Genomic DNA, 20,415 nt, shown 5'->3' on the forward strand with positions numbered 1-20,415 from the left:
TCTCCGTTCTGAAGGAGCCTCTTATATAACCCTTAGAGATCCTTCTTTAAATAATGATGTTTAAATTCTCTTCCGACCTGATCCAGTACACCAAACTCTCGATATCCATGCTTTTTGTAAAAATCAAGCGCTTGAAAACTGAGGGTATCGACTTTGATAAAATCGCACGCCTTTTTCCTTGCCATTCGTTCTGCTTCCATTAATAGCTTTGATCCATGTCCGGAACCGCGAAGCTCCTTATCCATCATGAGGGTATGAATCTCCAGCCAGTTCCAGCAGATTTCACCAAGCAGTCCTCCACGTACATAATTGTCTCTGTCTTTTACATAAAGCTGGACTTCCTCATACCTGCCTCTCCATTCTTCCGGAAAGTGTTTCAGATTGTATTCGTACAATCTTTGGTCGACCTTGTTTTGTTATCGCTGTGATGTTCACGCGATAATTTCAGCTGCATCATTTTTCTCCATCCCTCGATTCACATTTAGACGAGTTTCTTCCATTAATAATCCCTAATCTCTGTGAAGATGCAAATGGAAGGAGAGTTCTCCCCTTTTATTATCGGGAATCCACAAACCGTCCTTCTTCCTTTTTTCTTAACCTTTGTTTAGCTGAAGCTGTATGTGGGAGGACAGGAATATGCTGGTACGCTTTGGCGAGACCAAACAAGGGCATATTTCCATATACGACTTCATGCGCCCCGTCCGTCACTTTATACGTTTCATGGTAAATCCCGACCGCCGGGTTATCCTTCACTTTTCGATTGAAATTTCTCCACGCCTTCAAATGCTTCGGAGCTTTGGCATATGCATAAAGTTCCTCTTCCGACCGCCAATATTGGATCATCAATGTCGTCCTGGGATTGATGAAGTTTTCCGCAGAGAAGAATCCATTGTCTTTCTGCGAATAAAGTTCCTGAACCATCGGAGGCATGGCAAGTAGCACCGGCAGCCATTTATGGACAGCCCACCATTTGTTTACCCTCATCCCAATTAAAAACACGACCACCTCATCCTCTGCTTCAGCTGTGTAACGTCCAGGAAATACTTTAGCACCCATCCGCTTCCTCCTTTTATGTAAAACGCGCCATCAATATCGTCGAATAATAATTCTTATCAGAAAGCCGCTTGTCTTTTTTCAGCACCCCTTCCACCTTAAAGCCGGAACGCTTGTACATTTCAATGGCTTTCTCGTTTGTTTCAAGAACACGTAGGGTTATTTTCATGATTTGGTTGTTTTCAGCCCATCGGATCGACTGCTGCAAAAGCTCTTTCCCGACACGGTATCCCCAGTAATCTTTTAACACTCCTACACCAAACTCCACTTGGTGGGAGAGCCTCTTCAAATCACTGCCCGCACATCGGCTGAAACCGATGATGGACCCTTGTGATTCAGCCACCAGGAATAAACGGTTCGCCTCGGTTCGATCCTCATTGATGAGCTCTTTAAAATCGGTCTCACTTAAAAAGTCCTCTCCCTGTTCTCGATCCAGGTATTCGGTTTCCCCGTCAATCTGAAGCCTGACTTGAGAAAGTTCCTTCGCATCCGCTTCTTGAGCGATTCTTACTACATAAGACAGATCACGAACCACACATGTACAGTCTTCCATCTTCTCCACACACCCTGCCAACATCATAGAATTCTAAATATTCCCTTAATTATAACATGACTCGTGAACAATCATCAGATGGATGAAAAAGTAAGACCTGGTCACCCAAGAATTGGGTGACCAGGTCTTACAGATTATCCCATAAATAACCCAACCCTCTATCAGAAGATAAAGGGCTATTCTTCTACTCAAGAAGATTTCACACTTTCAGAAGATTGCGTGCAGAGCCTAAATTTCCTCGCAGATAAATAAAAATTAAATACCATCACAATTCCGGAATACAATATGCTTGATCCTTGCAGCTGCACAAAAGAATGATCGTAATATTCCGCTCCCAGATGATGTTTGAAGATGGCAATATTAGCAATAAAGATGAAAGAGAAAAGGACTCCTAACAAGAGATTGCCGTTTCTATCGTTGAACACTACGGAGGCGATAAGAAACAAACCGGTGGATAAAGTAAACATCACATGTGTGGTCATCGCTTCTGCAGACGTATAAGAAACAGGAATATCCGAAGTAATCAACCACTTATAAAAGATCGCTATTCCTGCAACAAAGAAACCTAAAACTAACAGAATACTAGTAGACAAACTTCGTATCATAAATAAAAGCCTACCTCTCATAGAAAATCATTTCCAATTATATCAAAAAGTGAAAATAACTTCTTCTTTATTCCCAATAAAAGTAAGACCTGGTCACCCAAGAATTGGGTGACCAGGTCTTACAGATAATTCCATATTCATTTCCTACGAATGCCGATCGTACGGCCGACTTGTTTGGGTTGTTCTTGGTCGGATGTCTTCTCATACTCCGCTTTCACGGTGGCAGCCACTTCTTCTGGGAATGGTGCTGGTCGGCCTTCGTTCTGGTCGATGCCCATCAGCATCTCTTCGAGCGTCGCAGCAACTTCCCCGTCAGCATTGTGCATTTCCAAAAACAGATGAATACGCTTCGCATCAAAGTCCAAAACGCGGGCGGACACATCAAAGGCCGCCCCTTCATGCATCTCTTTCAAGTAACACGTATGTGTCTCCAGCGTGAAAATCGTGTACTGGTACTGCTCACGCCCTTTTTCATCAAGCCCAATCCAATCTATAAACGCATCGGTAGCAAGACTGAACGCACGATTATATTCCGCATCGTTCATATGTCCGTTATAATCGACCCACTCACTCGGGACGGTCTGTTTGTAAGAAAAGGATGACATAAAAACCCTCCTTTACACGTTTGTTTTTTCTGTTTCCTGCGGCCAGTATTCCTGCACGAGATCATACAAACGGATCAGGAATTCATTACGGTTCTGATCGAGTTCAGACATGCTCATGCCGTTCGCCTGCTCTTCACAACCGGACACGACTTTTTCGTACAGCTCATCTGTCAGTTCCGGCGCTTCAAGCTTCGTCCATGGTTTTTTCAATGCCGGCCCGAACTGTTTCAACATGTGACGCATGCCGCCTTCTCCACCAGCCAGATGGAACGTGAGGAACGGCCCGTACTGCGCATAGCGCATGCCCGCCCCATGGGTGAAGGCTTTGTCCACTTCCTCTGTCGTTGCGATCCCTTCATTGACGATATGCAGGGATTCTCTCCAAATCGCTTCGATTAGACGGTCAGCAATGTGTCCTTCAATCTCATGACGCACAAGCAGGACACTCATGTTCAAGCTTTCATAAAAAGCCTTCGCTTTGTCTACGTTCTCCATTGTCGTCTGTTTTCCTGCCACGACTTCCACAAGCGGCAGAATATAAACCGGGTGGAACGGGTGCGCGACGACCACGCGTTCCGGATGCTGCAAGTTCGCCTGCAGTTCAGACGGCATGATACCTGAAGTACTGGATCCGATCAGGGCATCCGGCTTCGCATGCTGATCGATGTTCTTCAGGACCGTCTGCTTCAACTCTTCCACTTCCGGTACGTTTTCCTGGATAAAGTCCGCATCCTTCACGGCATCCGCCAATTCTTTTTCAAACGTCAAACGGTCTTTGGATGCTCCTTCTGCAAGCCCAAGTGCTTCAACATAAGGCCATGACTGATCGACTGCACGGCGCATGCGCTCTTCTGCTCCTTCTGCCGGATCTGTCGCGACAACGTCATACCCCTGTGCAAGCATGCGGGCGATCCAGCCGTTTCCGATAACTCCTGTGCCGACGACGGCTATTTTTTGTACAGTCATGATTACTTCCCTCCGCGTGGATTTCTAAGATTGTAATATTCACGTGCTTCCTGAGGCGTCATTGGCTCAAGATCAAGGCCACGCAGCATCGTTACCGCTTTGTCGACAAGCTGTTCGTTTCTGGCCACCACACCCTTAGATAGGTAAATATTATCTTCAAGACCTACACGAACGTTGCCGCCAAGCATTGCCGCTTGCGACGCCATCGGCATTTGCATACGGCCAATGCCGAACGCGGACCAATGCGCATTCTCCGGAATACGGTTCTTCATATAAAGCATCGTTTCCGCATCGGCTGCTGCTCCCCACGGGATGCCAAGACAGAATTGATACATCGGATCGCCGTCGATCAATCCTTCTTCCACCAATTGATTGGCAAAACGGATGTGGCCGGTATCGAAGCATTCAAGCTCAGGCTTTACACCACTTTCCTGGATCAATTTCGCCTGATCACGCAGCCAGTCGGTCGGGCTCATGTAAATCATGTTGCCGAAGTTCGTACTTCCACAGTCAAGCGTGCACATTTCCGGTAAAAGTTCCCCTACCGGTTCATGACGCTCCGCCGGCGTTTGGATGTCTGTTCCATCGCCTCCAGCTGCCGGTGTATTCAAACTTGGAATAAAATCACCGCCGCCTCCGGACGTGATGTTAATGATGACATCCGTTTCTGATTCACGGATGCGATCGACGATTTCACGATAGTGCTCCAAATTATGACTGATCCCGCCTGTTTTCGGATCGCGGGCATGGACGTGAGCAACCGTCGCTCCTGCTTTAGCCGATTCAATCGCAGATTCTGCAATCTCTTTCGGCGTTACAGGTACATGTGGATTTTTCTTCATTGTATCTCCCGCTCCTGTCACGGCAGATGTCAGCAATACTTTATTTTTCATTCCAAAGGTCCTCCTTTGAATTTGTTTGTTTGATCAACCAGCACAAACTATACCATCTGGACTGTTTAGTTTCAAATGGTTTTACTTGAATCCTCTCCAGGTTGTCCTCCCTCACCCTATAGAAAATGCTCCAACATTTCATTCCTATGGGGATCTTCATATTTCAAAATCATTGACCATAGGGCACACCTTATTTTTACACGACCAGTCTTCAACTTTATCATGCCTTAAACGTGGCTTTATATGCTCGTCATAAACACCACCCAAGCTAAACCGTCTGAATGGTATAGTTTATTTATTTTAAAATCGAAAAGGTTCAACAGAAATCAAACGAGCGATTGTTATGTGCAAGCGTCGCAGTCCTTCATGACGAAACAGACTGAATAGCTACACCTTAAACGTGTTGTTTATGTCAATGAGACCTTACCATTAAAAAAATCACCAGCTCACGTTTTGAGCTGGTGATTCCTATTTAGATTTATATGTTTGTTCGTTCAATCGTTCAAGAACCTGTTTTCTAAGCGTTGGCGGCAAAGTTCCGAGGCCGAAAATCTCGGACAGCCACAACCCATCGACAGCAAGACGCAGGATCGTCGCATCCACCTGGTCGAGGCCATCATGCTCAATATGGTTCTGCCAATCGGCATATGTATCCTGCAGAGGTTTCAACAATTTGGGATTGATCCCTTGAGCGGCGAGCATCCCGGAACTGAGCGGACGGTTTTCCGTACTTTTATCGTGCATGACGTTAATGAACGACCGTGCCCATTTCCCTGTGTCCTCCTCATCGTTTTCTACTAATTCTTCCACATTCTCCCGGTAGACATCGTTCATGTACTGGACAAGACCTTCTACGAGCGCTTCTTTTGTGGAAAAGTGATACAACAGTCCACCCTTGCTCACTTCTGCGCGTTTAGCGACAGCGTCCAATGTGAGCGCATCGCTCCCCTGCTCCCGGACGATGAGTGCGGCGGCTTCCAAAATCTTTTGCCGTTTCGACTCTCTTGGCATGTGCTTCCCTCATTTACGTTCATTTTTCTTCATGTTATCAGTATTCAAAAGGCTTTTCAATTTGAGAGAGCCCGATAGCGATTCCTTTGCCGCTTCTTTTCATATGCAAACCAAGTAGGCAAGATTACTCCAAGCTTTAATTTTTTAGGTAAAAAAAAGCCGAAGGTACACTTCAGAAGTGTACCTTCGGCTTTTACTCCCGGACTCACGCGTGACTCTTCACATTCTCAAGCGCCATAAAATAATTGAGCACAAACTGGCGCACTTCCCATTCTGGGACTTCATTCACGCCATCCGTAAACACCGACTGATGATAAGAATAATTTCCGAAATGACGGCGTTTGCCTGAAATCAAATCAGCCATCACTTTGTTCGTCTTCTCCATGTATTGCATGCTCATCATCCTTTCTATCACAAGCATAGCCAGAATACGAGATTCTTATACTAGGAAAATAGAAGTCCTGCAACCTCTACAAGCACGGCGTTGTCTTCCTCTTCTCTTTCAATGGTAAAAAAGTGGTCCGCTTCTTCAGGAGACGGAACCACAATATAAGGGGATTCTTCCTGCTGGCGTCGCAGGACCTCATCAAAAGAAGAGGCGGTTCGCAGCACGGATGGATCACAGTTTCTTTCTGCTACACGTTTTTCAAGGAGGGAGTCCGGCACATTGAAATATACGAGAATCGTAGAAAAACCTTTGCTTTTAAAACCTTCCAGCAGCGCTTTCCTTGCCTTATGATTCCGGTTTGAATTGCAGATGATGAGGTGCATCCCTGTCTCTTCTACCGCGTAATCGACGAGCACTTTCGTCATCTCATATTTGATCGTATTGGGGCCATCTTCAGGAACCAGCCGCGGATATCGTGTATTCAAAAACGCCGCCTGATCGTCCTGGTCAATGACGATCGTGTTCTTCACCTTTTCCTCCAGCTGCCTCGCAAATGTCGTCTTTCCACTATGCGTCATGCCTGCAGTCATGATTACAAACCTTGCCATTTCCAACCTCCTCTTACCGTGAAAGGAAAACCTTATTGAACCCATTCCTCTTACTTAAACCCTACGTCCCTATTTTATTTCCCCTGACATACTGAGATGGGGTAACACCATATCTGCTCTTGAACGTCCGGTTAAACGTACTGACAGACTGAAAGCCAACCCTGTAAGCGGCATGAGTCACATCCACCTTTCCTGAAAGCAGGAGATGGGCTGCTTTCTCTAAACGCACCTGCAGCAGGTAAGCTTTTGGTGTCAGACCTGTCTTCGCTCTGAAAGAACGATGAAGATGGTACTTACTGATGTTCATCTCTTCTGCCAGCCGATCGAGGGTCAGGTCCTCTTCATGAAAATCCTCAATAAAACTTTTCACTAAATAAGCGGAATGGTCGGAATCATAGTTTTGTTCCGCTTTCGCCTTCTGCCAGCCTCTTGAGTGGGATCCTGCCATTTGATCAAGGATCACGCTTGTGAAAGCCTCCTCCTGTTTCATTGCCGCGTCGACTCCATCGAAAGAGGCCGTCTGAAATAACGCTTTCGCTTTCCTCACTAACAAGTCGGAGTTCATTTGAATGGGAGAAAAATCAAGATCCTTCGAGGCATTCCCTGTAAAAGAAGTGTACGCACGTTCCATGATTTCCTCATTAAAACTGATTAACATGATCTCTTTCCGCGATCCTGAAGCTTCATGTTGATGGGTATCTCCCGGGGGGACAAGCAAAACCTCATCGTGATGGAGAACGGTACGCTTGTGATTATGGTAAGTCAGCAGATCACCGGTGAGCGGTACGCTGATTTGATAGTGATCATGTGGGTGAGTTTCGTCTGCTTCTCCGTCTTTAAGATCAAAAACCAACACCCCTGTATGTTCGAGGTCGAGTCGCATTTCCATCTCTTCTTCCCCTTTCGCAAATTCTGCTCACCGATCAGCAAGAATTGCATAGTTTCCTAGAATCTCTTTCGTTATTCTGTTCTTATTCCTAAAAAGAACAGGAGATGAACGCCATGAAATCTTATCTTCACCAGTTTCCGAAAATCGTTTGGATACAAACGGCTGGTCATGCGGTCACCAGCTTTGTGTCCGTCATTCTTTTACCTTTTTTGACTTTGTATATGTATGATCAGTTCGGAAATAACATCCTGCTTGCGACGCTCGTCATCGGTGTACAGCCTCTGACCGAAGTCTTATTCACTTTCCTTTTCGGAGGGTGGATCGACAAAGCAGGCCGTCGAGCGGTCCAATTAGGATCGCTCATGATCCAAGTCGTGGCTGTTGCAGGTTTTGCCCTTTCTGATCAGATGGGGGTGTTTATCTTTTTCGCCTTTCTCAACGGCCTCGGACGTTTTGCCTACATTCCTGCAGCAAGAGCTCAAATTTCAGAAACTGTCCCCATTGAAAGACAATCAGAGACATTCGCCTTGCTCAGTACAGCTTCCGGCATAGGAGCGCTCGGCGGTCCGGTGATCGGAGCGGTTCTTTTTTATCACGACCCGCGTTCCTTATTCTACCTATTGAGTGGCGTTCTCCTCGTTTATTTATTAACCGGATTAAAATGGTTACCAGAATCAAATCTCCGTGCAAAGTCAAAGGAACCGGTTCCCCGACTTAACAGGCGGGATTATCGAACCATTGGGTGGCTGCTTGCAGGGATGCTGCCTCTCTCTCTGTTTCATGCTCAAATGGAGACCAATTGGCCCGTTTTCCTTAAAGAGAATATCGTCAACTATTTATTCGTTTTTTCTTTAATAGAGACCATCGGTACGATCGTGTTCATCTGTTTAGAAGTTGTTTTAGTCAATCGTACCAAGCACATCCCCCGCCTTCACGTCGTCCAAGCGGGGTACACCTTTTATGTCTTTGCCGTTCTTGGATTTGGATTTTTCCACCATATCTTTGCGTTCATTGTATCACAATTGCTTTTCTGTCTGGGAGCGATCCTTACGTTGAACCATATGCAGACAATCATCAGCACCCTTGCTCCCAGTGAACATAAAGGAAAATACTTCGCTTTGTTCGGCCTCCACTGGGACATTTCCAGGTCCACAGGCCCCTTACTTGGGGGTATGGTTCTGGCTATATTTGATGGACACATCCTGTTTCTTTGTTTAGCCCTACTCATCATCGGTGGAGCCTTCATTCAAACCAGGACGATCCGTTCCCTGGTTCCATCCGCCCTTAAAGATGACTGTCCCTATGATGGGGAAGTAGGATGAGGGATTTGTTTTTCTTCATATGAAACATAAAAACGGCGGGTCCAGGAAAGGACCCGCCGTTTTTATTGTCGTTTTTTGGAACACTCACCAAACACGTTTATCTGTGTTGATCGATAAGGATAGGATTACCATCAGGATCTTCAATCGTAAAACTTTCCGGACCCTCCCCTGCTTCATCTGCTTCTGAGAGGATTTTAATCCCCTTTCCTTTCAGCTGTTGCTGCAGATCGCGCACATCTGTAAACGAATCGATGTTTTCTGCTTCTTGATTCCAACCCGGATTGAACGTCAAAATGTTTTTCTCGAACATTCCTTGAAATAAACCAATGACACAGCTGCCATTTTTCATGATCAGCCATTGCTGCTCAGGATCTCCTCCAAAAGCCTGAAATCCTAACTTCTCATAAAAAGCTTTTGATTCGTTTATATCTTTCACCGTCAAACTTACTGAAAACGCACCTAGTTCCATAGAAGATCCTCCTTCAAAAAATTTGCTCTATGGAACATGTTCGCTTTCATAACAGAAAAACCCTGCCACTCGTTTTCTTTGCTTAAGGAAGAGGTGAAGACTATCAAACCATTCAGAGGGAGGGGTCAGGTGAAAATCAGGTCTAAATAATCTCCATGCCCTCTGATCAGTTCAACTTCATTCATTGAAGAAATCCAAAAGAAATGAAAGGTAAGCCCCTCTTCTTCTCCCCCACCCATCGGTTGCTGCTCCCACTCATCCTCAGCATCCGAGATCATCAGTTTATAGAAGAACCGGTGGTGGATCGCACCATCATCATTTTCCCATAGATCATCAGCGAGTCGTTTTTCGACATGCAGGTTTCTCAATCCTGTTTCTTCTTCCATTTCTCTTAGGACCGCATCCTGAGTATCTTCGCCGGGCTCCACCGTCCCTTTGGGGATTTGTACCCCCGCTTCAGGGATCGGGTGTTGGAACACTAATACTTGTGTTTGACCATCTATGATTCTTGTTACGTAACCATAGGCTTTCTTTATTGGTGTCATCTTTTCTATCCTCCTCTCCATGTTCAACTAACGGAGCAGGCGATCCTCATGAGTATTGGTACATTTTTCAACTGAAAACATGAGGTTTCATTATGTTAACGTTAACCCAAAAAAGGATGTTTCTTTGGGGATACAAAAGTGTAAGTCTTGCGGCCATACATTCACATGGAAAGAAGTGCAAAAAGCTATTCAATGGACTTTTAAGCCTCTAGTGTGCAGGATGTGCAAAACAGAACATCGTGTTACGAAAAAAACACGGACCGTTTTTGCCATCCCGTTACATGTAATAAGCGGTGGGATAATTGTTAGCACCCTTCCCATATTAATCAAAATCGCGCTTCTTCTCATGATTACCATACTAGCGATCCTCATCTTTCCATATATAGCTAGTTACGAAATGAATATAGATTGATTTGTTTTCCTATTGTGCAGAAGCTTACAAAACGAATAGAAGTGTGGTGGACTATATTTTTGCAGCTTTTTATGATTTCATTTTGCCTTTACTTGCCATTGGGATTGTTGTCTTTTCTTCCATGTACTTAAGTGATAAAAACGAATGTAAGAAGCAACTTCAAAAAATACGGAGATATAAAAGTAACGTCTCCTTTACAGTTATTCTTGTTGTTCTCTATCCATTTGCCATTTTTCTTTTCATTTATTACTCCAAGCAGATGGCTAATGTAGTTGATTCATTCGATTTTTCACCAAGCGGCGGTATTCACTTCCTAGGTAAAAATGTAGGAGAGGGGCATCTATAGGATTAGATGCCCCTCTCTTCTTAAAGGGAAGCTCCCTCCTCTGTCGCACTCTTTGAACTCACCCGCTTCAACATATATTCAAGCAGGAAGAGATAATCCTGCTGATGGCCTGTTCGTTTAGAAAGCTCCGACAGCTGCTCTAAAATATACAGGCAGTCATTTTCATACAAACTGTAATTATCAAACCCTAAGATCGTCTGACGGGCAAATTCCCATAAGTCTTCGTGAACTTCCTCATCCATCGTTTTACTGAGCAGGGACATCATAGTCAAAAGCTCTGTCATTACGGTCGAATTCTGGTTCGCATACTCCCGGATCGAAGCGAATCCCCTATGAAGGTAATAGCGGAAGTTCTTTTGATTCAGGATGATGCGAAGGTTCTTTTCATTGTCAAAGAGATAAGGAGAAAAATTCGTAGACTGACCGATGCTTTTCAGCAGATCCGCAATTTGATGAATCGTATTCGTAACGGTGAGCGGGTCATTATGCCCTAAAGCCTTGATGGCTACTTCGGCAAGCTTATTCAAGCCGTACTCCAGGTCTTGGATTTCTGTTTGTTTGACTCCGATTTCGATCGACTTGAAATAGCGGTCGGGATCGACCGTTTGACCACGTTCCCAATACGTAAGGATCGGTGTTCCCTCTAAAACAAATTCTCCGATTCTAACATCGAACCTCAGCAGACTGTCATCATTTTTCGCCAGCTTAATTAACCTCGAAAAGTCTGCAACTTGAAAATAACCAGACTGCCTCGTACTGATTACCTTTCCACCTTCTTCAGCAGGAAGCGCGCTTACGTCAACCTCCTTTTCCAGGTGATAAGGTTTTAATTCCTTTTCCAAAGACGCCTGGACCTGTTTGGACTTGGCATTCATATTGAAACTGATGTTATGAACCTGCATCCAGGTGGTGGTATGGTTGATGAAATAAATGAACGTGACCGCTGCTGTAATGGCTGTGAGGATAGATAGAACCGGTGTCGCAACAATATACTCCTCTTCTTCATGCGTCACGTACAGGAAGTTCAACAGTACATAGATGAAACTTCCGTTAAAAATACCAAGCACATGCTGAGTAGCCCGGTCACTGACGAAGTTCACCAGCATTTTGGATGAAAACTGACCGCTGAACGTCGTCAGCGCTACAAGCAGGGAGTTAATTGTAAAGGCACTCAAGGTCAGCACCCCTCCGACGAGGGCACTCAAAAGCACCTGCAGCGTCTGCCCGCTGAAACCGATGGCCGCCGGCAGGTGTAACCCGACATCGACCACATAATCCAGATAAAAGGTGAAAGCGGACAATCCGACCGCACCTACGATATACCAAAAAGGCATGAACCACAGCGTTGACTTCAATTCACTTTTTCGCTGGCGTCTCGACATCTTAAAATATTTTTTTATATAGTAAAAGAGCCCCATATGAATCCCCATTCTGTTCTTATGACTTTTGAATCCTTCTAACTCCTACCCTGATGATAAGGAAGTGAACCTGTTTTTTCGTCCTTCCTTGAAAAATAGGGAAAAATGTTGAAAACACTCCTGGGTTCATTAACCTAGAATGATTTTCCCCTCAACTTTTTTCAAAAAAATCCCAATCCAATCGAAGCCACTCATGAAGCACCTTCTCCTTTTCTTTAAGAAAAATTATCCACATCCATGCAACTTAAGGCACGTTTAGGTTAAAGAAATTTGAGGAACTGTCGTGAACACGTTGAATATAAGTTTCGGGTCCGTACGGTAAATGGAGAGGGCGCCCCATCCATTGAGGTCTATAACACGGACTTTCTACGATTTAAGAAAAGTACGAAAACTAAATGATTAGGAGGCTCATCATGAGATTTGCAGGGGTAGGATTCGTCATATTAGCTGCTGTATGCTGGGGCATTAGCGGGGGAATTGCAGATATTTTGATGAACAAGGGATGGAATCCTATTGTCATTTCCTTTTATCGGGGCGCCGTTGGTTTCCTATGCTTTTTTGTATGGTTTCTCATCCGTTTCAGCAGGAAGTGGGTGTACACCAGCCGCTTATATCTTTGGTCCCTGCTGGCTGGTGTCGGTGTTGCCGGGAATTTCACTTTATATTTTCTGAGTATCGAAGCTTCAAGTGTAGCCGTGGCTGCCACTCTGATGTACACGGCACCTGTATTTGTCCTTTTGATCTCCTTCCTATTAGGGATCGAGCGTTCCACGTGGTTGAAATGGGGCTGTATCCTTGGCGTACTCATAGGAATCATCCTTCTTACAGGTTCCTACAATATCGAAACGTTATCCGCGAGTTTTCTAGGGACAGCCGCCGGACTCGGGGCCGGCATCTGCTATGCCATATTCATATTCGGATTTAAAAAGGCCTCTCATACAGGCAGCGTGGAGACAGCTTTAGCCACCGCCTTTTTCTTCTTTACTATCATTCTCTTTGTTTTTACAGACAAGCAGGAAATGACAGATGCGTTGACGTCCAGCGACATCGGATGGTTTGTTCTGTTAGGGCTCGTTGGGGCTGGTGTTTCCTTTATCCTCTATATCATCGGCATCCGCAAGACGGCTCCATCCACGGCATCAATGGTCGCTATGGTCGAACCAGTCACAGCGTCCTTATTCGGTGTCCTGATTCTAAAAAACCAATTAAGCTTGATCCAGCTTATCGGTATGGGGCTCATCTTGTTTACAATCACTTCCCTTAGTGTGAAGCAGTCCGAATGAAGGAATTTGTGCCGGGCTTTGTACGATTATATAAAAAAGCACGGCCTCTATCCGTTATTTCCCATAGAGGCCGTGCTCTTCATTTTTTCTTATGATTTCCGCAAAATCTTCTCTATCGCCTTCCCTTTTGCCAGCTCATCAATCAGCTTATCCAAATAGCGGATTTCCTGCATCAACGGCTCCTCAATCTCTTCCACCCGGATGCCACAGATGACCCCTTTGATCATTTTCCGGGAAGGGTTCAGTTCCGGGGCTTCCGCAAAGAATGTTTCAAAGTCTGTCTTTTTCTTCAACAGCACCTCTAACTGTTCTTGACTATACCCCGTCAACCAGCGGATGATTTCATCAACTTCCTCTTTTGACCGTCCCTTTTTCTCTGCCTTCGTCACATAATGGGGATAAACACTTGCAAAACTCATCGTATAGATCTTATGTTTAGCCACGAGCCATCCTCCTTTTTTCCTTATGACCATCCCTATTTATAAGTATATCACTTTAAGTTCCTTTGATTTAGCTACCTTGAACAGGAAGAGATCATGATCACTTCACCTTAGAAAAAACACCTCTGATAGACGGGTACGATTTTTTAAGGCGTTCTTTATAAAGAGGTAAATCCCAGCTATCCCACGTGTAACGGGCTGGATGATCAAACCCAAATGAGTCCACGATTTTCCCTTGTTCTATGACAGACGCGGTGATATCCAAACCATCAATAGTCATGGAAGAATTCAATCCCTCCTCGTACAAGTTGCCGATGAACTCCTTCTGACTAGGATCTTTTGCATTTAAAAGCATCCACGGAAGGCGGATTTCCAGAATCCCTGTCTCCTCCGAGTAATAATAATCGGCGAGAGAATCATAGTCTTCCGATGTAGGATCGCCGATCCCATAGCGAAGAACGCCGGTCTCATAAGAATCAAAAGGAAACTCTTCCCCGGTATCCGGGCGGACGAGTCCTTTGTTGAGTGCTAGACGAATGGGACGGAAATCCTCATCCGCATGGGGATCCTCGGTCATGTCCTTTTCCTGGACATATTGATAATGAAACACATCATAGTCGCGAGCTACTTCAATCTTTGCATTTTCTTTCCCTGGAATCGTGACACGGAAGTCTGAAACGAGTTTTTGATTCTCGAGCTGAATTCCTTTTTCAGGCCGCACGCTGATATGGAATTGAACTTCTTTCTCTTTCCAAAATCCTTCCGTGCCGACTTTCGCTTTGAGATAAAGATACCGCTCATCATGGTCAGCCATCAAAGACTCGAGATCGCCTTTTCCATTCTCATAGAGGATTTCTCCTTCTTCCCAATCGTCCTTCCCATCGACTTTCACTTTCAGACGATCGAAGCTTAGGAGTCCAAACTGCTGTTCATTGGTCTGCGCATTGGACCAGTACGGTCTGCGGTCCGGATTGTCATAATCCATCGTATTCCACGTGCGTTTGAACCACTCATCCTGCCAACTGAACACAAGACCTCCGAGCATTTCTTCATGTAGAATGTCTTCATACAGACGCTTGACGATCTGCCCTTGTTCTTTTTCTGAAATAAAGCCTTGGTTCCATCCAAACGGATTTTCATGCGTCTTCCCTCTCGAAGCCGGAATGCCGAATTCCGCAATCAGAATCGGAAGTTCATGCGAGTCATGCAGATCTTTCAAATATCCGGCATAGTTGTTCTTTTCCCCTCGATGATCCTCAAATTCCGTATAGGATTCCTCCATGTTGAGAAAATCCGGATAGTACGGATAAACATGATAGGAAGCGAACATTCCGACGGACTCCGCCTCCCCTTTTGGAAAGATATGATTCGGATCGATACTGGCCAGATCCTCCTGTTCCAATGGTTCTGCCGGCTGATCCAGATTGTCCGTCGTGACCCAGTTAGTGAAGCTTAACGGACGCATGCTTTCATACTCCTCGATTTCATAAGTGGTGAGGACATCCATCTGCTCTGCCAGCCAGTATTCCATTGGACTTGCGCCTTCGGTCCTCGTGTAAGTGCCATCATAGTCGCCAAGGTCAGGGTAATCCTTTTTCATCTGATCGACCATATAGGGATACCATTCGATCCCGATGATCCATCCAACCACATAAGGAGAGATGTCTTTCGTGTAAAGTCCCGACGCATGACCCGTCTGTGCCGGTATTTTTGCTTCGCCGTGGATGACGTCCACGATTTTTTTCATTTCCTCCTGAAACGCTGCTGTACTTTCTTCATGAAAAGCATCTTCCGTCTCTTCTAAAGGTCCTTCATCGATCCAAACGCCATGAAACACATAAAGGGGCTCCTCGGCATCTGCATTGTATTCCGCCAACGCTTCATAAAAGCCGGGTGGGTGCAGGGTGTACACACGAATGGCGTTAGCGTTCATCTGGCCGATCTGGTCAAACCAGCGGGCGTATTCTTCTTTCTCAATCGCCGCTTCCCCGGGAAAATATCCGGGTTTCCCCATCCCGATATTGACGCCTTTGATCGTCATCGACTGCCACTCGTTGTCCTGGAAAACTTCGATTTTCTGATCATGGACACGAGAGGGATGAGAGATATTTTCTGTCACCGCTTGCGGCGCAGAAACCGTGCTCGTTTGCTCCTCCGTTACCGCCGAGGAAAGAATACTCTCCATCATGGGACGGTAGGTACTCCAAAAAAAGCTCTCTTCCGAGTCAGGTTGGAAGTTCGCGACCCACTCTCTCACCTTCGCAAAGCCTTGATACTGATAAATCGAAGGGACGTCTGATAGATCAGCGTAATCCCCGGAAAAATAATAGCGATCTGATTCTTGTTCCTGATGATAGGTGACAGCGGGAAAGGTGGAAGGGATGCCATAGCTTCCAAGCTTTTCTTCCCCTTTGTCACTCGTTTGAATTTCATATTCCGCCAGAACTTCCGCTCCTTCTCTGGGCTCAAGGATATCGAACCAGTAAAGGTATGGGGTACTTTGCTGCAAGTTGAAGTGTTCTTCCCCTTTTTCATTAAAGATCGCGAGGATCTCTGCCTGCTGCAAGTCTCCTTCTTCTACGGACAAGACAACAACCTCCCCTGAGAATTCATGGATGAGAACCACTCCCTCTCCTCCATACGTCCATGCCTCTCCCTCTTCTTCAAAACGTGAAACAACCCAAGCGGGGACTTCCCCACCTTCGCTTAAATCCGGAAAGTAACGGCCGATCCAGCCCTGCCAGTCCACCTTCAAAAAGTCGGTCACGTCGCTGCGTACCGCTTCACTTGTGGGAGAAGCAAAACTGTTAAACTCCATGACTAAATCTTTCCCATTGGATTGGACCTGCTGCTTAATTTGCTGCCATTCGTCCATGGTCAGTCCGCCATTAATCAGAGCAGGAGACTCTGCAGCATCCGTTTCCTCAGCCCAAGGGACATCTTCTTCATAAACTCCGTATGTATCGGCGATGTAGATCAAATCCGTGTCCCCGAGGTCTTCCGGAAGCGGTCTTGCTTCAATGGTTTGCTCCGCTTCATCAGGAACTAAACCATAGTAATTCTTAGCTTCATAGGATTTCTCCTCATTCGTCGTGTATTTGTTGTAATTTAACAGCCATGTCAGGCTTTTATGTTCACGAGCGCTCTCATCGGGAACCGTCTTATCAAGAATCGTTACATCAAGCGATGTGGACGGCGAAAACAGCCAGATGACAGCAGGAAAAGCTAAAACAAAAAGGATGCTAGCTACAATCGAAAAATTCTTTTTCATTACGTCCCCCCATAACCGGAAAATGATGCTAGTGTTATGTTCATTATAATAGATATGTAGAGCAATGAATATCAATGAACAACCTTTGGTATGGTTACAGTAAAATACATGGGATAAGAAAAGGAACCTCCTGATTGAGGAGGTCCCTTTTTTATAGTATGAAAGGATTGTGATCCCTTTTAATCATCCCGTATTAAACCACGGCTTTTTCATCAAGCAATTGTAATGAATCAATGGCCCTGTGGAGGCTGCTGAATGTATGGATCCCTTTCATATTGATTCCAAGGCTGACCATTGTCTGGACGATATCAGGACGGATACCACTCATAATTCCTTCTACACCGGTTAGTTTTAAAGAATCAATTACTCTAAACAATTGATGAGCCACCATGGTATCAATAATACTAACGCCGGATAAATCTAAAATGATCGTTTCAAGTTCGTATTCTTCCCCTTGCTTCAATGCATTTTCCATGAGGAGCTGAGCCCTTTTCGTATCTATTTCCCCAACGATTGGAATGACACCCACGGTCTCTGTGACACGAACGATTGGCACGGAAAGTTCATCCACTGCATAATTAGCCGTTTGTATAGTATTTTCGAAGTCATCCATATACGATTGACTGACAAATTGAACCGCTTGATCAACGGCATGATTAAAAGGAGTAAGGATATCATAGAAATCATCAAAGGAAAGGTTTTGTGCTTTTGCTTCGTCTTTAATAATCGCACCTATGACTTCTCTATACTCACTTATTTCGACCAGGGCTATGTTCAGTGGTAATCTTAGTTCTACAAGTTCACCTGACACACGATCGCTCCACTTTTCCAGATTTTGAGTAACCTCCTCAGAATCCTGAGTGAAAGAAATGGCATAGGCTTCAATTAATTCCATTCTCCAAGTAATTAATTGTTCTGAGACTCCTTTACCTATTTCACGAGGTATAGCAACCGCACGGGCCAATTCTTCTTTCTGTTCCAGTATAGTAGTCGTTACAGGCGTTAATGTTGCTTCTTTTTCAGCCGTCATCTATTTTCCCCCTCAAAAATGTCGATCAATCATATAACTCTATTTTAATTACCGAATGATATTCATAAATATATTACAATAATATGAGATAAATTTCGAGTGGAAATAAGTATTTTATAGTATAATGATACATCACTGTTTTTTAGTACTTAGCGATTTTCAATCAAACCTATGATGTAGAAATAATGAACCTATATATCATCCTATAGAAAAACGACGGTTTATTAGCACTATATGACTAATCAATCATTTACTAAAACGGATTCTCTTTCAATATAGATAGAATCCTATATTCGGACTCATTTCCCTTACTTGAATGATTCAGTCAGCTCTTCTAGGTAGTTTATCTTTTCCCTCTATTAAATGGTCTCCCCCTCATTTGAGTAAAGCCCCTATAAATCATCACGTTAGCACTCTAGAAAGAGCTTGCTCATCCAACTTTGCCCCTTACTCTCCTTTCATGTCCTTTTTCTTCAACGTAAATTTCATACCGGCCTCACCTGAGAAATCCACAAACAGCTTAGTTGCCCCCCCAGAATCAAGAGCCCCTGTCACGTGCAATTCAATCGTGTCAAGCTCAAACCCATGAAAAGAATTGACCAATTCCGTCAATTCATCCGGTAGAAATTCTAAATACTTTTGGCTTGAGGTGTCTGCAATAGACGCCTCTTTTTGTTGGTCAGGCAGCATAAACGTAACCTTTTTTACTTCACTCATTCTGCACACCTCCGATTTTACGTATCATAGTACTTGTATGTAGATCTTTAATAACCCTTGAATGATTTCTTTTATCGTAAGAGCATTCTTCACAAATAAATGTCCATTCGTTTCTTAAATAAGCCTTGAGCTCTATAAATCTTATTTCCTAGGGTCATGCATGTTCACGAAAAACCACTTCAACCTCTTTGATTTCTTTTTCACCATACATGCATGGAGGTTAATCCCAGCTCAAAAAAATTCTCCCTTCATATACTTTCTATTATCAATATCAAAATCCTTTATAACAAAATGAATTGAGCCTTTCCTCTTTCCTATTCATGTATTCTCTGTTAATCCCCCTCAGAGTATAAAGGATTTATTCTCTTACCCATCCTGCCTTGTATCAAGACAGCACGAGAGGAGACCCTAATTATTACCTGGATCCTTATACCTTTGTAATACACACCTTAATGATCAGATATCCATTCACACAACAAAAAGATGTAAAAAGTGATCCAAATCCTTTTTCTGAACGTTAACTAGGAAAATCATAAAAGAGGTGTAATCATGGAAAAAAAAATGGAATGGGGTTTACTAGGCGGAAGAATTGTACTTGGCGTAATTATGCTGGCCCACGGCATTCAGAAGCTTGGGGAGGTAAGCGATACCATTGCAATGTTCGAGAAAATCGGTCAGCCTGCGTGGCTTGCGTATGTAACAGCATTGATCGAAGGAATCGGAGGGCTATTTTTACTTCTTGGAATCTTTGTAGTGCCGTCAGCCATTTTACTTGGACTAACAATGGTAGGAGCTATCGTTCTTGTAAAACTCCCGATGGGTTTAATCGGTGGATTTGAATTTCCGCTGTCTTTGTTGGGTTTATCCTTTATTTTAGCTATGACAGGAAGTAGAAAATTCGCTATTTCTCAAATCATTACTAAAAAAGAATGAAAATAATATGCCCCAGCTAGTGAGGTGCACTCACTTACACAATCTATAAGAATTAGTATCGTTTCCTTAGTATTTCCGCTTTGAAAGAAGCGGTTTTCAATATATAACACTATAGAGATCAAAACAAAACTGAGTAGCCTCTTCATCTACTCAGTTTTTTATGATGACTATTAATTATATCTTTAGATCAATACAGAAGGTTAAGGAAGAAACTCCTTTTTTAGACACTATTTGCTTTCCACGTTCACCTTTTTCACTTAAAGGAAGGAATGGTGTAATGTATTTCGACTTATTCCACTTTTTCAATTTTACCTACTTCTGATTGCGCAGGGTACGATTCTGATGCACCTTCTACTGCCCATACCTTTACTCGATCGCCTTTCTTAAGACCTGAAAAGTCATCAAAAAAGCCACTAGGTTTAAATGAGAAAGGATGGTATTTACTTTTCTCTTTTTGGGAAAAGCCGTTCCAATTTTTGTTTTCAGCCTGGGTTTCTGTTATACCTGCCACAACCAATATATAATCATCTTCTACTGACATGATCTATCCTTCTATGGTAGGATCACCTTTGAATTGTTCCTTGCTATGGCCGCACCCTGTGGTAGTGAGGATCAAGAGCGGAATGATGATTAACATAAGAATATGCTTTATACCCAA

24 protein-coding genes are annotated in these 20,415 nt (G+C 44.2%); 5 read left to right on the forward strand and 19 right to left on the reverse strand.

Features of this window, described 5'->3' with window-relative positions; genetic code table 11:
* Positions 1-32: 32 nt before the first annotated feature.
* From K2225_RS03630 to K2225_RS03680, 11 genes are all read right to left on the reverse strand, one after another.
* Complete coding sequence (locus tag K2225_RS03630) at positions 33-395, reverse strand: GNAT family N-acetyltransferase (protein WP_220583511.1); 363 nt, start codon at positions 393-395, stop codon at positions 33-35.
* A 160-nt stretch (positions 396-555) separates the two neighbouring features.
* On the reverse strand, positions 556-1,056 hold the full coding sequence (locus K2225_RS03635) for a DUF4188 domain-containing protein (RefSeq protein ID WP_220583512.1): 501 nt from the start codon (positions 1,054-1,056) through the stop codon (positions 556-558).
* Between the two features lie 13 nt (positions 1,057-1,069).
* The gene (locus K2225_RS03640) at positions 1,070-1,606 is read right to left on the reverse strand and encodes a GNAT family N-acetyltransferase (RefSeq protein WP_220583513.1); all 537 of its coding nucleotides are present in this window, start codon (positions 1,604-1,606) and stop codon (positions 1,070-1,072) included.
* A 188-nt stretch (positions 1,607-1,794) separates the two neighbouring features.
* A complete protein-coding gene (locus K2225_RS03645) occupies positions 1,795-2,211 on the reverse strand; it encodes a hypothetical protein (protein WP_220583514.1) in 417 nt (138 codons plus the stop codon).
* A 137-nt stretch (positions 2,212-2,348) separates the two neighbouring features.
* Positions 2,349-2,816 (reverse strand): thioesterase family protein, encoded by a 468-nt coding sequence (locus tag K2225_RS03650; protein ID WP_220583515.1) that lies wholly within the window; start codon positions 2,814-2,816, stop codon positions 2,349-2,351.
* A gap of 12 nt (positions 2,817-2,828) precedes the next feature.
* A complete protein-coding gene (locus K2225_RS03655; RefSeq protein WP_220583516.1) occupies positions 2,829-3,782 on the reverse strand; it encodes a 3-hydroxyacyl-CoA dehydrogenase NAD-binding domain-containing protein in 954 nt (317 codons plus the stop codon).
* 2 nt (positions 3,783-3,784) lie between these two features.
* Positions 3,785-4,675: a beta-keto acid cleavage family enzyme gene (locus K2225_RS03660; RefSeq protein ID WP_220583517.1), complete on the reverse strand. Its 891-nt coding sequence runs from the start codon at positions 4,673-4,675 to the stop codon at positions 3,785-3,787.
* A 468-nt stretch (positions 4,676-5,143) separates the two neighbouring features.
* On the reverse strand, positions 5,144-5,686 hold the full coding sequence (locus tag K2225_RS03665) for a TetR/AcrR family transcriptional regulator (RefSeq protein WP_220583518.1): 543 nt from the start codon (positions 5,684-5,686) through the stop codon (positions 5,144-5,146).
* A gap of 205 nt (positions 5,687-5,891) precedes the next feature.
* Positions 5,892-6,080: a hypothetical protein gene (locus K2225_RS03670; RefSeq protein WP_220583519.1), complete on the reverse strand. Its 189-nt coding sequence runs from the start codon at positions 6,078-6,080 to the stop codon at positions 5,892-5,894.
* Positions 6,081-6,130: 50 nt separating this feature from the next.
* Positions 6,131-6,682 carry an ATP-binding protein gene (locus K2225_RS03675; protein WP_220583520.1) on the reverse strand — a complete coding sequence of 184 codons (552 nt, stop codon included), beginning with the start codon at positions 6,680-6,682 and terminating at the stop codon, positions 6,131-6,133.
* A gap of 61 nt (positions 6,683-6,743) precedes the next feature.
* Complete coding sequence (locus tag K2225_RS03680; RefSeq protein WP_220583521.1) at positions 6,744-7,571, reverse strand: helix-turn-helix domain-containing protein; 828 nt, start codon at positions 7,569-7,571, stop codon at positions 6,744-6,746.
* Positions 7,572-7,684: 113 nt separating this feature from the next.
* Here K2225_RS03680 and K2225_RS03685 point away from each other — a divergent pair, with 113 nt between their 5' ends.
* The gene (locus K2225_RS03685; RefSeq protein WP_220583522.1) at positions 7,685-8,893 is read left to right on the forward strand and encodes an MFS transporter; all 1,209 of its coding nucleotides are present in this window, start codon (positions 7,685-7,687) and stop codon (positions 8,891-8,893) included.
* A 97-nt stretch (positions 8,894-8,990) separates the two neighbouring features.
* Here K2225_RS03685 and K2225_RS03690 read toward each other — a convergent pair whose 3' ends face one another.
* Positions 8,991-9,362 carry a VOC family protein gene (locus K2225_RS03690; protein WP_220583523.1) on the reverse strand — a complete coding sequence of 124 codons (372 nt, stop codon included), beginning with the start codon at positions 9,360-9,362 and terminating at the stop codon, positions 8,991-8,993.
* A 125-nt stretch (positions 9,363-9,487) separates the two neighbouring features.
* On the reverse strand, positions 9,488-9,907 hold the full coding sequence (locus K2225_RS03695; RefSeq protein WP_220583524.1) for an NUDIX hydrolase: 420 nt from the start codon (positions 9,905-9,907) through the stop codon (positions 9,488-9,490).
* Positions 9,908-9,986: 79 nt separating this feature from the next.
* On the opposite strand from K2225_RS03695, the gene K2225_RS20170 reads away from it, so the two are divergent.
* A complete protein-coding gene (locus K2225_RS20170) occupies positions 9,987-10,319 on the forward strand; it encodes a TIGR04104 family putative zinc finger protein (protein ID WP_370632717.1) in 333 nt (110 codons plus the stop codon).
* 43 nt (positions 10,320-10,362) lie between these two features.
* Entirely contained in the window at positions 10,363-10,665 is a 303-nt protein-coding gene (locus K2225_RS03705; RefSeq protein WP_220583526.1) for a hypothetical protein, read from the forward strand.
* A gap of 20 nt (positions 10,666-10,685) precedes the next feature.
* On the opposite strand, the gene K2225_RS03710 is transcribed toward K2225_RS03705, so the two are convergent.
* Positions 10,686-12,083, reverse strand: a complete 1,398-nt coding sequence (locus K2225_RS03710) for a DUF2254 domain-containing protein (protein WP_220583527.1) — start codon at positions 12,081-12,083, stop codon at positions 10,686-10,688.
* A gap of 413 nt (positions 12,084-12,496) precedes the next feature.
* Between K2225_RS03710 and K2225_RS03715 the strand changes: the two genes are divergently transcribed.
* Complete coding sequence (locus K2225_RS03715; protein ID WP_220583528.1) at positions 12,497-13,366, forward strand: DMT family transporter; 870 nt, start codon at positions 12,497-12,499, stop codon at positions 13,364-13,366.
* Positions 13,367-13,455: 89 nt separating this feature from the next.
* On the opposite strand, the gene K2225_RS03720 is transcribed toward K2225_RS03715, so the two are convergent.
* The 4 genes from K2225_RS03720 to K2225_RS03735 form a co-directional block, all read right to left on the reverse strand.
* A complete protein-coding gene (locus K2225_RS03720) occupies positions 13,456-13,809 on the reverse strand; it encodes a DUF2200 domain-containing protein (protein WP_220583529.1) in 354 nt (117 codons plus the stop codon).
* 97 nt (positions 13,810-13,906) lie between these two features.
* Positions 13,907-17,077 carry a glycoside hydrolase family 113 protein gene (locus K2225_RS03725; protein ID WP_220583530.1) on the reverse strand — a complete coding sequence of 1,057 codons (3,171 nt, stop codon included), beginning with the start codon at positions 17,075-17,077 and terminating at the stop codon, positions 13,907-13,909.
* Positions 17,078-17,270: 193 nt separating this feature from the next.
* Complete coding sequence (locus tag K2225_RS03730; protein ID WP_220583531.1) at positions 17,271-18,107, reverse strand: STAS domain-containing protein; 837 nt, start codon at positions 18,105-18,107, stop codon at positions 17,271-17,273.
* Between the two features lie 447 nt (positions 18,108-18,554).
* Complete coding sequence (locus tag K2225_RS03735; RefSeq protein ID WP_220583532.1) at positions 18,555-18,824, reverse strand: hypothetical protein; 270 nt, start codon at positions 18,822-18,824, stop codon at positions 18,555-18,557.
* Between the two features lie 549 nt (positions 18,825-19,373).
* Between K2225_RS03735 and K2225_RS03740 the strand changes: the two genes are divergently transcribed.
* A complete protein-coding gene (locus tag K2225_RS03740; protein ID WP_220583533.1) occupies positions 19,374-19,757 on the forward strand; it encodes a DoxX family protein in 384 nt (127 codons plus the stop codon).
* Positions 19,758-20,046: 289 nt separating this feature from the next.
* Here the strand turns inward: K2225_RS03740 and K2225_RS03745 are convergent, their stop codons facing one another.
* Positions 20,047-20,298 (reverse strand): DUF3221 domain-containing protein, encoded by a 252-nt coding sequence (locus K2225_RS03745; protein WP_220583534.1) that lies wholly within the window; start codon positions 20,296-20,298, stop codon positions 20,047-20,049.
* Between the last annotated feature and the right edge of the window lie 117 nt (positions 20,299-20,415).

Origin of the sequence: Halobacillus sp. Nhm2S1 (assembly GCF_019599545.1) — a bacterium.
Lineage (GTDB): Bacteria > Bacillota > Bacilli > Bacillales > Halobacillaceae > Halobacillus.

Bases quoted from the DNA above. Each gene is read 5' to 3' on its own strand.
- K2225_RS03635 (WP_220583512.1), bottom strand. From the start codon at position 1,056: ATGGGTGCTAAAGTATTTCCTGGACGTTACACAGCTGAAGCAGAGGAT.
- K2225_RS03640 (WP_220583513.1), bottom strand. From the start codon at position 1,606: ATGGAAGACTGTACATGTGTGGTTCGTGATCTGTCTTATGTAGTAAGA.
- K2225_RS03645 (WP_220583514.1), bottom strand. From the start codon at position 2,211: ATGATACGAAGTTTGTCTACTAGTATTCTGTTAGTTTTAGGTTTCTTT.
- K2225_RS03650 (WP_220583515.1), bottom strand. From the start codon at position 2,816: ATGTCATCCTTTTCTTACAAACAGACCGTCCCGAGTGAGTGGGTCGAT.
- K2225_RS03655 (WP_220583516.1), bottom strand. From the start codon at position 3,782: ATGACTGTACAAAAAATAGCCGTCGTCGGCACAGGAGTTATCGGAAAC.
- K2225_RS03660 (WP_220583517.1), bottom strand. From the start codon at position 4,675: ATGAAAAATAAAGTATTGCTGACATCTGCCGTGACAGGAGCGGGAGAT.
- K2225_RS03665 (WP_220583518.1), bottom strand. From the start codon at position 5,686: ATGCCAAGAGAGTCGAAACGGCAAAAGATTTTGGAAGCCGCCGCACTC.
- K2225_RS03670 (WP_220583519.1), bottom strand. From the start codon at position 6,080: ATGCAATACATGGAGAAGACGAACAAAGTGATGGCTGATTTGATTTCA.
- K2225_RS03675 (WP_220583520.1), bottom strand. From the start codon at position 6,682: ATGGCAAGGTTTGTAATCATGACTGCAGGCATGACGCATAGTGGAAAG.
- K2225_RS03680 (WP_220583521.1), bottom strand. From the start codon at position 7,571: ATGGAAATGCGACTCGACCTCGAACATACAGGGGTGTTGGTTTTTGAT.
- K2225_RS03685 (WP_220583522.1), top strand. From the start codon at position 7,685: ATGAAATCTTATCTTCACCAGTTTCCGAAAATCGTTTGGATACAAACG.
- K2225_RS03690 (WP_220583523.1), bottom strand. From the start codon at position 9,362: ATGGAACTAGGTGCGTTTTCAGTAAGTTTGACGGTGAAAGATATAAAC.
- K2225_RS03695 (WP_220583524.1), bottom strand. From the start codon at position 9,907: ATGACACCAATAAAGAAAGCCTATGGTTACGTAACAAGAATCATAGAT.
- K2225_RS20170 (WP_370632717.1), top strand. From the start codon at position 9,987: ATGAGGTTTCATTATGTTAACGTTAACCCAAAAAAGGATGTTTCTTTG.
- K2225_RS03710 (WP_220583527.1), bottom strand. From the start codon at position 12,083: ATGGGGCTCTTTTACTATATAAAAAAATATTTTAAGATGTCGAGACGC.
- K2225_RS03715 (WP_220583528.1), top strand. From the start codon at position 12,497: ATGAGATTTGCAGGGGTAGGATTCGTCATATTAGCTGCTGTATGCTGG.
- K2225_RS03725 (WP_220583530.1), bottom strand. From the start codon at position 17,077: ATGAAAAAGAATTTTTCGATTGTAGCTAGCATCCTTTTTGTTTTAGCT.
- K2225_RS03730 (WP_220583531.1), bottom strand. From the start codon at position 18,107: ATGACGGCTGAAAAAGAAGCAACATTAACGCCTGTAACGACTACTATA.
- K2225_RS03735 (WP_220583532.1), bottom strand. From the start codon at position 18,824: ATGAGTGAAGTAAAAAAGGTTACGTTTATGCTGCCTGACCAACAAAAA.
- K2225_RS03740 (WP_220583533.1), top strand. From the start codon at position 19,374: ATGGAAAAAAAAATGGAATGGGGTTTACTAGGCGGAAGAATTGTACTT.
- K2225_RS03745 (WP_220583534.1), bottom strand. From the start codon at position 20,298: ATGTCAGTAGAAGATGATTATATATTGGTTGTGGCAGGTATAACAGAA.